This is a genomic window from Acinetobacter sp. WCHA39 (genome assembly GCF_002165385.1).
Taxonomy (GTDB): Bacteria; Pseudomonadota; Gammaproteobacteria; order Pseudomonadales; family Moraxellaceae; genus Acinetobacter.
In genome coordinates this window covers 1-12004 of the sequence record NZ_NHRP01000004.1, presented here as the reverse complement: position 1 = coordinate 12004, position 12004 = coordinate 1, and the positions used below count along the sequence as shown (strand labels likewise).

Here is a 12004-nt window from a genome sequence, read left to right as displayed (position 1 = left end):
ATTCTAACGGGATTAGCATCTATTTAACAGAAAAAAAACCGCCTCTATACAGAAGCGGTCATTATAAAGTATTCATATGAATTTTTAACGTGACAAATAACGCGTCATATCTTCAATGCCTTTTAGTGTCATTGGGTACATATGATTTTCAAAAATTTCTTTGATCCAGTTAATGGTCTGGGTGTAATGCCAGTAACCTTCCATTTCAGGGTTTAACCAAGCGGTTTTGTCAAAATGCTGACGTAAACGTCTAAGCCATACTTCGCCCGACTCATCATTCATGTATTCAACTGAACCACCTGCCGACTTGAGTTCGTATGGTGCCATACTGGCATCACCGACAACAATTACACGATAGTCGCGACCGTAAGTATGGAACAAATCCCATGTATTCATACGAGTTGAACTACGGCGATGGTTGTCTTTCCAAACATAATCATAGAGACAATTATGGAAATAGAAATATTCTAAGGTTTTGAACTCAGACTTCGCCGCACTAAATAATTTTTCACACTCAGTGATATAGGCATCCATTGAACCACCGACATCAAACAGCATCAGTACCTTGATACGGTTACGGCGCTCAGGCACGAGCTGTACATCCAGAATACCCTGCTTTGCAGTCTCACGGATGGTACCGTCAACATCGAGTTCTTCAGCTGCACCCTGACGGGCAAACTTACGTAATCGGCGTAATGCAATTTGCATCTGACGTGTTCCCAAAACTTGATCATCATCAAGATTTTGGTATTTACGCTGCTCCCATACTTTTACCGCTGAACGTTTACGCCCTGGCCCACCTATTCGGACACCTTCAGAATGATCGCCAAAAGCACCAAAAGGTGAAGTTCCGCCAGTGCCAATCATACGATTGCCACCCTGATGTTTTTTATGCTGTTCACGTAAACGTTCTTCCAACATTTTCATCAGTTCTTCCAAAGAACCTGCTTTTTGTAGCTCAGCACGTTGCTCTGGTGTCAGATGTTTTTCTAAGAGTTCTAGGTCAAACCAGTCTTTAGGTAACTTGTGAACTTGTTTAAGTAGTTCATCTAAATCAAAAGTTTCAATGCCATCAAAATAATCTTTCATGGCACGATCGAATTTATCAAAGAAACGTTCATCTTTGACTAAAACTGTTTTAGCCAACTGATAGAATTCTTCCTGATCTGCAAATACCAGACCTGATGCAACCGCTTGGTTGAGATCAATCAACTCACGAGTTGTAACAGGTACACCATATTTACGTAAGGTGTAAAACAATCGCACAAACATGTGATTACACTCTTAGCGGCGTGACATAAAAGCTAAACGTTCAAGTAATTGTACATCTTGTTCATTTTTAATCAGCGCACCATACAATGGTGGAATTGCTTTAGATTTATCATGATTACGCAATACGTCTTCAGGCATATCATCTGCCATAAGCAAGCTTAACCAGTCAATTAACTCTGACGTTGATGGTGGTTTTTTTAAATTCGTGACTTCACGTAACTTAAAGAATATTTGCAATGCTTCACCGACCAAAGTATTCGAAATATTTGGAAAATGCACTGCAATAATTTCACGCATCGTTGCTTCATCAGGAAATTCAATATAATGAAAGAAGCAGCGACGCAAGAATGCATCTGGTAATTCTTTTTCATTATTCGAAGTAATAATCACAATTGGGCGTTGTGTTGCGGTAATCGTTTCACCAGTCTCGTAAACATAAAACGACATTTTGTCGAGTTCATGCAATAAGTCATTCGGGAACTCGATATCTGCTTTGTCAATTTCATCAATTAACAATACACAACGTTCTTCACTCGTAAATGCTTCCCACAATTTACCCGGTTTAATATAGTTTTTAATGTCATAGACTCGGTCATCACCTAACTGGCTATCACGCAAGCGAGAAACTGCGTCATATTCATACAAACCTTGCTGAGCTTTGGTTGTTGATTTGATATGCCAAGTAATTAGTTTTAGACCTAAACTTTCTGCAACTTGTTCTGCAAGTAATGTTTTACCTGTACCTGGCTCACCTTTCACCAATAATGGTTTTTGTAAAGCACGCGCGGCTTTTACCGCAAGTTTCAGGCTGTCAGTTGCAATATATTGATCTGTACCAGTGAAGTGTTGTGTATCAGCAGACATTTGAAAACCTTATTTTTCTTTAACTTTATGTGAATATCTAAACCGAACGTGCAAGTTTATTTGCACTGTATTTTGACCAGCAGAAGCCGATCAATAATCCTGTACCAATGACAAATAGAATCAAAGATAAATTTGACCAGATTAAGACATGCTCTTTTGTGAGCACACCAAAAATCAAACCAAAAATAGCAGGTGCTAATTCTGAATTGGGACCTTCAGAGATTGTTGGTGTAGCAAGGATTGCAAAAACAATAATCCAAAGAATTCCGCCTATTGGATTCGGCATACGTGACATCAAACGATACCAACACCATAATGCAATCATTGCACCTGTAACATACACAATAATCGCAACATTCTCTTCAGGGAATTGATCCAGTACAGATAGAATGTGAGACCATATTGCAGTTATCGTTTCAAGCACCACGCAAACCCTCTGGTTCTACCGCATTTGGATTAATAAGTCCTTCTGGCGGCATTTGAATAAAAAAGCCTTTGGTCTGTAATGAGTCTAAGACATGCAATACATTTACACGTGCAAGTTTGCGCTCACTGTGCAGCTCCAGATGCATGACAAAAGTAGCTTTTCCAAAAGCTTGTAAGACACTCTCAGGAACAGACTCAAATGGATTTTCTGATTCCTGATCTGCAGAATAATTTGGACGAGCAATATACATATACATTTCGTCTTTTTTGCTTGATCTATAAATATCGCAGTGCATGTTTACTCACAACTCGTATCAATCTTAGAGACTATTGGTCATTTTTATTCCAACAGACTTTAAACAGCATACATGAAAAAAAAACTAGGTACATTAACGAATGTTAACGCAACAGTCGTCTTTCACAGCTGAACTATTTTACCTAGCTAACTTCATTTGCGCCGCCAAATATTCAATATCTTGTCGCAGTAATGCCACCAATGGCTTGGTCAAGATATCGTAGCGCCAGCCTAACAAATAACTCGGCAATTCTTGCTCTTCTAAATGGAATACAACAAATTCATAAATTGCATTCAGCCATTTCTTACGTAGTAAAACTTCTTTAGGAATGCCAGTTTCAAACACGACTCCATCGATTAAAGCATCAATTTGAGGCGCAACTTCTTTAGAATTATTCTTCACTGGTCTTGCCATTCTTAATGGCCATTCATCTTCAGGTGGTAAAAACTTTAATAAATCTAATATGGTTTTGCCATGTTCACGTACAATGTTTGGGCGAATATCTTTAACTTGGGCAAGTTGGAAATTATTACGTGGATTTTTTTCCACTAAATCTAGCATTGTTGTATTTTTGAGAACAAAACTACGTGGTTGATTCATGGCTTTGGTAATTTGCTCACGCCAAATACTGAGCTGCTGTAATTGCATTAACTCACGACGTGAATGGCGATAATTACCAATATCGGTATATAGCTCTGTCAATGGAGTTTCTATCGCAATTTCTTTCGTTAAATTCTGACAATCTTCCAAAACATATTGATAAAGCCCTTTACGCTGTAAATCATGTTTTAATGTATCAGCGAGCTTTGTCAAATATAAGACATCATTTGCGGCATAATTAATTTGCTCTTGGCTTAAAGGACGTGCCAACCAATCTGAGCGAGTTTGATTCTTATCAATATCAATATTTAGGCAGGTTTTTAATGCATTTTGATAGCTTACCTGAAGCCCATGACCAAGAAATGCCATTGCGATCTGCGTATCAAATACATTTTTTAATGGTTTTTGATCTGCATAATGATAAATTAAATCAATATCTTCGCCACAAGCATGAAAGATATTCTGCTGTGCAGTAAAAACCTTCTGCCAAAACTGCTCTAAATCAAGTGCTACTCCATCTAGTAAAGCAATTTGACCATTACAATTAATCTGGCATACCCCAAGTTTTGGATATAAGGTATCAACCTTAATAAACTCAGTATCAAGTGCGTAGGTAGAACATTGTTCCATTTGACTGAGGAGAACAGCAAGGTCTTTTTGCTGTTGAATGAACTGAAACATATTTGCTCAAGTAAAATAATAAAAACAATAGCAATACGACTGTAAAAATACAGTTTTTGCTGAAACGAAACTAAATTAAATCTACAAAGAAAAATTTAATCACTATTCCACATGAAAAACATGAAATTACTCCTATTCTATTCATCAAAAACGAAAATCCTTTTCGTTTGCTTATACTGCCATAAATTAAAGCAAATATACCTAAAATAATGTTAGACAAAATGTAAAAGTGAATTGTTTGTTTAAATTAATAGCATGAATTTACAATAAATATAAAATTATTTCATCTTCATACGATTATGTACCGCTTGACTTAACGTATGACTATCGACATATTCTAATTCACCACCTTGTGGCACGCCTTGTGCGATTCTGGTCATGTGAATTGGCAAATGTTTCGTTGCTTCAACTAAGTAATGTGCTGTCGCTTGACCTTCCACGGTGGCATTAGTTGCTAAAATTACTTCTTCAATCTGTCCTTGGCTTAATCGTTGAATCAAATATGGAATACCAATTTCTTCAGGACCTATTCCATCCAATGGAGACAAATGACCACCAAGTACATGATATTTTCCTCTAAAGCTTCCACTTTGTTCGATTGCCATGACATCAGCGGGTGACTCAACCACACAAAGCAATTGCTCATCTCTTTCTGCAGACGCACAAATATCACAAATTTCATTTTCAGTTAATGAATGACAAATATGGCATTCGTGAATATGGCTCGAAGCCTCATGTAATGCATAAGATAATGCAAAAGCACCTTCACGATTTTTCATCAACAAATGTAATGCCATCCGTTGTGCAGATTTTGGACCAACGCTTGGTAAAATACGCAATGCTTGAACTAGCTGTTCAAATCGTTCACTAAACACAGATCAACTCTATTATTTATAAAAAAGGTTCTCTAAGCCTCACCAAAAGACTTAGAGACTTTTGGCTTAAAATAAACCAGATAAACCTGGTGGTAAGCCCATACCTGAATTCGCACCTTGAAGTTTTTCTTCAGAAATAGCTTCGGCTTGACGTGCTGCATCATTCATCGCAGCAGCAATCAGATCTTCAATCATATCAGCTTCATCTTGTAATAAGTCTGGGCTAATTTCGATACGCTTAACGACATTACGGCAAGTCATAGTTACTTTAACCAAACCACCGCCCGCCTCAGCGTGAACTTCTGTTTTTGCAAGCTCTTCTTTGGCTTTTTTAATATTGGATTCCATATCCTTTTGCATGCGCTGAGCTTGCTGCATGAGCATATTAATGTTCATAAGTTTCTCTCGTTAAATTAAATCTAAACCGCGTGATAAGTCGCGAATAATATCATTAATATCTTCTAAACCAACAGAAACACGAATTAAGCCTTCTTCAATTCCTGCAGCCTGTTTGGCTTCAGGCGACATTCTACCATGTGAGGTGGTTGCTGGATGGGTAATTGTTGACTTAATATCGCCTAAATTACTGGTAATCGATAAGAAGCGCGTATTATCAATAACCGTCCACGCACCTTCACGTTCGCCTCTTACGACAAAAGATACAACACCGCCAAAACCTTTTTGCTGTTTTTTGGCTAATTCATGCCCAGGATGGTCAGGCAAACCTGCGTAATACACTTTTTCAACCTTTTCATGTTGGTGTAACCACTCCGCAAGTATTTGTGCATTTTCACAGTGCGCTTTCATACGGATACTGAGCGTTTCCAAGCCCTTGAGGAAAATCCATGCATTGAATGGACTCATTGAATTACCAAGGGTACGCACAACGCCATTAATTTCTTCAACCAAATCGTTCTTACCGACTACAGCACCACCCAAAGCCCGTCCCTGACCATCAATATATTTTGTTGCTGAATAAAGAACCAAATCGGCACCAAACTTAATCGGTTGTTGCAATACTGGTGTACAAAAACAGTTATCTACAGCAAATAATGCGCCATTGGCATGGGCAATATCTGCAATTGCTTGCATATCACCAACCTGTGCCAAAGGATTCGAGGGTGTTTCAATAAAGAGAATACGTGTATTTGGACGAATCGCTTGTTTCCAGCCTTCAAGATCATCCAAATCGACAAAAGTCACTTCTACAGCAAATTTAGCAACATATTTTTCAAATAAAGCAATGATTGAACCAAATACTGCGCGAGAACAAATCACATGATCGCCAGCTTTTAAATATGCCATACACATCGCATGTACAGCAGCCATACCAGAACTGGTCGCAACTGCACGCTCTGCACCATCTAATATTGCTAAACGTTTTTCAAAAGCTTGCACTGTTGGATTGGTATAACGTGAGTATGTATTTCCTGCGATTTGCCCAGAAAATTTTGCAGCAGCATCTGCGGCACTTTCGCAAACAAACGAAGATGTTAAAAAGATAGGTTCACTATGTTCCCCTTCAAAGGTACGATCATGCCCTGTGCGAATAGCCAGTGTTTCAAGTTGGTATTCTAAATCATCGCTTGGATTCATCGTTTTGTATGCCTTATGATCAGGTGTTTAAATATGCCAACATTTTGAGCGCCTAACGTATTTAAGGTCAAGGCATAAGATGAAATTATCGCTTAGACTTCGTGCAATCTTGACTCATGATGAGACTTTCAAAGATGAAATCACTTGTAGAACAGCAAAAAATAAATTTTAAACATCTGGCTATGCGTGTCTTCGATGCAGATAGGCTTGTATTGTCACAATCGACAGCTTATCAAGTGATTGCTAAATTTAAACAAACTCGTGTTCGTTTTTATGCTTCTGAGAACAAACGTTACAAAGAGCCATTGGTATTTACAGCTCCTCTTGCCATCAACATGGATATTTATGATCTATATCCATACCGCTCTTTGATTAAACATTTTCAAGAAAGTGGTTTTGATGTTTATCTAATTGACTGGGGTAAGTTGACTTACAAAAACTACCAAGTGAATTTCTTATCTTTTATCGATAAATTTATTCCACGTTGTATTGAGGCGATTCAAAAGCATTCTAAATCTGAAAAAATTTCTTTGCATGGTTGGAGTATGGCTGGAATTTTTGTCACACTTTACACTGCTCGACACAAGCCAAATGCGGTTAAAAATTTAATTGTTTTAGGTAGCCCGATTGATAGTTATGCATCGGGTTATATCGGAAAATTATATAAAACACTCGCATATATTACGACGCGTAACCCAACCATCAAAGATTATATCTATAACCGTTTACCTAAGTTGATGATTCATTCACCTGGTTTTTTAAACTCATTAGGTTTTAAATTGTTAGATCCTAAGGGTTGGATTGATGGCAATATTCAATTGCTCAAAAATCTTGATAACCTCAAACTGGTACAAGAAGACGCCACACTCAGCCATTTCTTAAATAATATGATTGATTACCCTGGGGGGATCAACCAAGACATGTTGTTTAATGTTTGGATGCAAAATCCATTAAAAAATGGTGCAATCACATTAAAGAATAAAACCATTGAGCTTAAAAACATTGAATGTTCATTGTTAGTTGGTGCAGGTAAAAGTGATCAACTTGTTACTTCTGAGGCAGCTTTTCCTTTAACACAGTTGACAAATAGTCAAGATGTCACGTTTACTCTGATACCTGGCGGACACTTAGGTTTAATGTCTAGTCAAAACAGTTCAATTGAGTTCTGGCCAACACTGACAACTTGGTTATCAGAACGTTCAACTCCAATAAAAAGGTAAACTATGACTCAATCTGTTGCATTCATCGGTTTAGGTGCTATGGGCTATCGCATGGCTGCGCATTTACCCAAGTATTTCGAAAAAGTTTACGTTTGGAATCGTAACTTTGATAAAGCTAAGCAACATGCAACAGAATTTGGCACTTTGGCGGTTGAACTTGCTGAAGCGGTTCAGGCAGATGTTATCTTTTCTTGCTTGCCGACCAGTGATGACGTTGAAACATTAATTGATGGTGTGAATGTTAAATCAGGTGCAATCTGGATTGATTGCACCAGTGGTGTTCCTGAGGCAGCGCGCCGTCTAGCAGAACGATTGAAAACAAAAAATATTGATTTTCTCGATGCGCCTGTCAGCGGACAAACCATTGGTGCAGAAAATGCAACACTTACGGTTATGGTGGGTGGCAACATTAATGCTTTTGAACGTGCTTATCCTGCGATGGCAGCAGTCGGAAAGATCATTCAACACGTAGGTGATTCGGGTGCAGGATTTGCCGTTAAAGCAATTAATAACATGTTACTGGCAGTCAATTTATGGTCAGTTGCCGAGGGATTTAGTACACTCAAAGCGCATGGTGTAAACCTAGATGCGGCACTCAATTGTATTAATGCTTCCAGTGGCAAAAGTCTCGTGACGGAAAATATCTTCCCTCAACGTGTGTTGAGTCGTGAATTTCCATGCACCTTTGCCTTGCCCTTATTGGCAAAAGATACAGGGATTGCCCTAGACTTAGTACATGATGCAAAGCTTCCAGCGCCTATACTTGCCTTAACCCAAAGCTTGATTCAGGCTGCAAGTTTAACTGCCGAACCCAATAGCGACTTTTCTTCTGCTGTCAAAATGTATGAAGAGTGGACAAAAATTATACTAAAGTAAAAAGCTCAAGGTATAGGTGAATTGGAATGGGAGAACAGGTTGTTATATTATAGTAGCCCTATTCTCCTATCTTAATCTAATTTTAGTTAGCGATTTTTCCAAAATAACACTTCTAATTTAAATTCTGATTTCACTAGAAATGCACACATAAACAATGATATACCAATTACAATAATCATGTTGTCTTTAAATGTAATCCCAAAACCGAATATTATGATGGATACGACAAGAATTGCATAAAAAGCAATTGCAGCAACTTTTTCATTCAATCTCACAGCCACCCCCAAAAAAGAAGAATCATTCTCGACAATTGCAATAAGCATACAATAGTCTATTTAAATTTATATGACATTTTAGAAATTCTTTGGATGATTTTTGCCGTTATTAGATTCTATTTTAAAACACTGATTCTTTGTACGATAGGTATTTTCTCTGACTTATGAAAAAGTAAGATTAAAATCTCTATAATTAGTTGTTTTAATGACTTTTAATATAAGCTATTGATATATAAATTATTTATGCGTTGTGTGAATGATTTATGGATAAAAATTACACTCCAATAATACAGTTTCATTGAAATTTCATTGATAAACCGTATATTAGTAGTTGAACTTAAGTCAAATCGTGAAAATAGACATATTTTCTTAATTTATTTGAGTTCATGCCTTTTAACTAGAGGAATACCTCATGAATAAGTTTGCGGTTGCAGTTTTTGCTGGATTGGTAAGCCTTACAGGTTTTAACCTTCAAGCAGCTACACCAGAACAAGAATGTAAAAAGTTGCAAGATGACTATAATCTCATCTATGCATCTAAAGGATTTTGTTTTAAAGATGCAGATGCCAAGGCTAAATATGGTAATGAAAACTGCCATACAACAAAGCCTAAATTTTCTGACAGAGAGCAACAACGCTTAGATGAAATTAAAGAGCGTCAAAAAGAATTAAATTGCAAATAAAAGCGTTATTTTTAAGTCTTAGCAGTTTATTTTCTATTTTTGTCTGAAGAGCAAAACTTCTCATCTTATTATATTAAAGGACTAATCATGGCGTACGATGACCAAAATATTTTTGCAAGAATCTTAAGAGGCGAACTACCTGCAATCAAAATCTATGAAGATGATCAGGTGCTTGCATTTATGGATATTATGCCTCAAGCAGATGGTCATGCTTTAGTTATTCCTAAAACACCTGCTGTTACTTTGATGGATTTACCTGCTGATGCAGCAGCCTATACGATTCAAATTGTTCAAAAGATAGCTAAAGCAATTGAAACCGCTTTAGATGCTAAAGGGATCGTACTAATGCAACTTTCAGGAGTTGCTGCTGGGCAAACAGTTCCACATGTGCACTTCCATTTGATTCCTAGCTCAGTTCATGAACTTGGTCGTCATGCAGCACAAATGGGTGATCAGGAAAAGATTAAAACCTTTGCTGAAAAGATTAAAGCAGTGCTGTAAGTAAAAAAGTATCTATACGATGGGGCTTTTCGCCCCATTTTTATTTATTAAATATATAAAAATCAATAACAAATATAATTATTACTAAATATGAATCGTCATCAAACTGTCATTTTTCTTTCACTTATCTGTCACAAAGTTTACCGATACTGCATACAAGTCAGTGAGCTGTGTAACTTTATGTACACAAGCAAGCTTATAACAGTAACTAAGGCATCAGCCATTTACAAAAAGTGTTTGGAGAAATCTCAATGAAAAAATTGCTTCTTGCTGCTACTGTAGCAACTTTAGCCATGAATGCAGCGCAAGCAGCACCTACATTGTATGGTAAGCTCAATGTGACTTTAGATCAAATCGACAAGAATGGCTTTAAAGATGAAAGCGTAACAAAAATTAACTCAAATGCTTCTCGTCTTGGTGTGAAAGGCGAAGAAAAGTTAACGAATACCCTTTCAGCTGTTTACTTAGCAGAATGGCAATTAAATGCTGACAGTGAAGATAAAGATGGTAAGGAATTAACACAACGTAATCGTTTTATTGGCCTTAAATCTGATGGTGTTGCAACATTAAAAATTGGTAAATTTGATTCTTACTTTAAAACAGCTGCTGGTAATAACCAAGATATTTTCAATGACCACAATGATCTTGATATGACAGCTGTATTAGCAGGTGAAGATCGTCTTAACAATGTTATTGGTTTTGAAACTGATAAAAAATTATTGGCTGGTTTAGCATTTAACATTATGTTCCAACAAGGTGAACAGAATGAAACTACTAAGGATAAAAACGGTCAAACAATACCTCTAGATAACTCTGCAAGTGGTCAAAAAGGTAGTCGTAATGGATTTGGTGATGGTGTTTCAACGTCTCTAACTTACGAAAATAAAGATATTGGTTTAAATGCAGCTGTTGCAGGTAACTTTGCAGTTGCATCAAAGTATAATGCTTATGGCTTATCTGGTGTATATACAGATGCAGTACGTGTAACTGGCTCACTTGATTTATCTCAAGTAGGTGCTGAAGGTTTAGTATTCGGCGGTTTATGGCAAACTGCGAAACCTACAGATGATACACTTGTAGGATACAAAGGCTTAAAAGAAAACGCTTTCGGTGTAACTGCTGCATATATCATTCCTTCTACACCAGTGAAGTTAAAAGCAGAATATATCTCTGCAAAAACAGAAGTTGATAGTCTTGAAGATCGTAAAAATGATTTATACGGTGTAGGTGCTGATTACAATATCAATAAACAAGCTCGTTTTTACGGTGTTGTTGCTCAACAAAAAATTGACTGGCAGAAAGACAATAACAAGAAAACTGTTATTGGTTTAGGTATGGAATATAACTTCTAATCAGAAGTTTATTTCAAGTGTTAAATAAAAGGGCGTTTCGCCCTTTTATTTTTATATGCTTATCTTTTTAAAAAACCACTCACCAAATTCAATACTTGTTGAATATCTTGATTTGCTTCTTGGGGATTGGTATTACTTCCTTGCGGAGTCAAAGAATCAATCACTTGAGGTAATACAGACGCAATCGCACTGTAAATTTCTTGCTTTGGCGCTTGTGCTTGTTGAGCAACCTGTTCGATATCTTGATCATCAAATAAGCTTTGAATATTTTGGGTTGGAACATCTTGAGCATTTATTTGTTGAGGATCGACCCAACTCTTTACCTGATTGCTTTGTACACGACAAATTTCATAGGGCCCTTGTCCTATCAGGCTTTTTCTTCCTTAAAATTGCGAGCACTTTCTTAAATTCTTCTTTTTTTCCAAAACCAATCAAACGTAGAATAGCCATTTGAACATAGTCCAAACCGTAGCGAAATAAACTTACTG

The 12004-nt window shown here is 37.0% G+C and carries 14 protein-coding genes and 2 pseudogenes; 5 read left to right on the top strand and 11 right to left on the bottom strand.

Annotated elements, in window-relative coordinates:
• Nucleotides 1-84 precede the first annotated feature (84 nt).
• The 8 genes from CDG56_RS02830 to CDG56_RS02795 form a co-directional block, all read right to left on the bottom strand.
• On the bottom strand, nt 85-1272 hold the full coding sequence (locus CDG56_RS02830) for a vWA domain-containing protein (protein ID WP_087546878.1): 1188 nt from the start codon (nt 1270-1272) through the stop codon (nt 85-87).
• A gap of 12 nt (nt 1273-1284) precedes the next feature.
• Nucleotides 1285-2136: an AAA family ATPase gene (locus CDG56_RS02825; RefSeq protein ID WP_005160188.1), complete on the bottom strand. Its 852-nt coding sequence runs from the start codon at nt 2134-2136 to the stop codon at nt 1285-1287.
• 37 nt (nt 2137-2173) lie between these two features.
• On the bottom strand, nt 2174-2560 hold the full coding sequence (locus tag CDG56_RS02820; protein ID WP_087544996.1) for a hypothetical protein: 387 nt from the start codon (nt 2558-2560) through the stop codon (nt 2174-2176).
• Entirely contained in the window at nt 2553-2858 is a 306-nt protein-coding gene (locus CDG56_RS02815; RefSeq protein ID WP_046738558.1) for a YcgL domain-containing protein, read from the bottom strand. Before CDG56_RS02815 ends, CDG56_RS02820 begins: the two co-directional genes overlap by 8 nt.
• Before the next feature lie 138 nt (nt 2859-2996).
• Nucleotides 2997-4139 (bottom strand): ribonuclease D, encoded by a 1143-nt coding sequence (locus CDG56_RS02810; protein WP_087546877.1) that lies wholly within the window; start codon nt 4137-4139, stop codon nt 2997-2999.
• Between the two features lie 278 nt (nt 4140-4417).
• Nucleotides 4418-5014, bottom strand: a complete 597-nt coding sequence (gene recR, locus CDG56_RS02805) for a recombination mediator RecR (RefSeq protein WP_087537102.1) — start codon at nt 5012-5014, stop codon at nt 4418-4420.
• A 66-nt stretch (nt 5015-5080) separates the two neighbouring features.
• Nucleotides 5081-5410 (bottom strand): YbaB/EbfC family nucleoid-associated protein, encoded by a 330-nt coding sequence (locus CDG56_RS02800; RefSeq protein WP_087537101.1) that lies wholly within the window; start codon nt 5408-5410, stop codon nt 5081-5083.
• Between the two features lie 12 nt (nt 5411-5422).
• The gene (locus tag CDG56_RS02795; RefSeq protein WP_087546876.1) at nt 5423-6610 is read right to left on the bottom strand and encodes an O-succinylhomoserine sulfhydrylase; all 1188 of its coding nucleotides are present in this window, start codon (nt 6608-6610) and stop codon (nt 5423-5425) included.
• Between the two features lie 134 nt (nt 6611-6744).
• On the opposite strand from CDG56_RS02795, the gene CDG56_RS02790 reads away from it, so the two are divergent.
• Both CDG56_RS02790 and CDG56_RS02785 read left to right on the top strand, forming a co-directional pair.
• The gene (locus CDG56_RS02790; protein WP_087546875.1) at nt 6745-7830 is read left to right on the top strand and encodes an alpha/beta fold hydrolase; all 1086 of its coding nucleotides are present in this window, start codon (nt 6745-6747) and stop codon (nt 7828-7830) included.
• 3 nt (nt 7831-7833) lie between these two features.
• The gene (locus CDG56_RS02785) at nt 7834-8706 is read left to right on the top strand and encodes an NAD(P)-dependent oxidoreductase (protein WP_087546874.1); all 873 of its coding nucleotides are present in this window, start codon (nt 7834-7836) and stop codon (nt 8704-8706) included.
• An 86-nt stretch (nt 8707-8792) separates the two neighbouring features.
• On the opposite strand, the gene CDG56_RS02780 is transcribed toward CDG56_RS02785, so the two are convergent.
• Nucleotides 8793-9029 carry a hypothetical protein gene (locus CDG56_RS02780; protein WP_087546873.1) on the bottom strand — a complete coding sequence of 79 codons (237 nt, stop codon included), beginning with the start codon at nt 9027-9029 and terminating at the stop codon, nt 8793-8795.
• Between the two features lie 364 nt (nt 9030-9393).
• On the opposite strand from CDG56_RS02780, the gene CDG56_RS02775 reads away from it, so the two are divergent.
• From CDG56_RS02775 to CDG56_RS02765, 3 genes are all read left to right on the top strand, one after another.
• Nucleotides 9394-9663 (top strand): YARHG domain-containing protein, encoded by a 270-nt coding sequence (locus CDG56_RS02775; protein WP_004662096.1) that lies wholly within the window; start codon nt 9394-9396, stop codon nt 9661-9663.
• Between the two features lie 87 nt (nt 9664-9750).
• Nucleotides 9751-10164 carry an HIT family protein gene (locus tag CDG56_RS02770; protein ID WP_087546872.1) on the top strand — a complete coding sequence of 138 codons (414 nt, stop codon included), beginning with the start codon at nt 9751-9753 and terminating at the stop codon, nt 10162-10164.
• A gap of 251 nt (nt 10165-10415) precedes the next feature.
• Nucleotides 10416-11516 (top strand): porin, encoded by a 1101-nt coding sequence (locus tag CDG56_RS02765; RefSeq protein ID WP_087546871.1) that lies wholly within the window; start codon nt 10416-10418, stop codon nt 11514-11516.
• 59 nt (nt 11517-11575) lie between these two features.
• On the opposite strand, the pseudogene CDG56_RS02760 reads toward CDG56_RS02765, so the two are convergent.
• Nucleotides 11576-11848, bottom strand: a pseudogene (locus tag CDG56_RS02760) (YidB family protein); the annotation flags it as partial.
• A gap of 16 nt (nt 11849-11864) precedes the next feature.
• Nucleotides 11865-12004: pseudogene (locus tag CDG56_RS02755) on the bottom strand (IS4 family transposase); the annotation flags it as partial.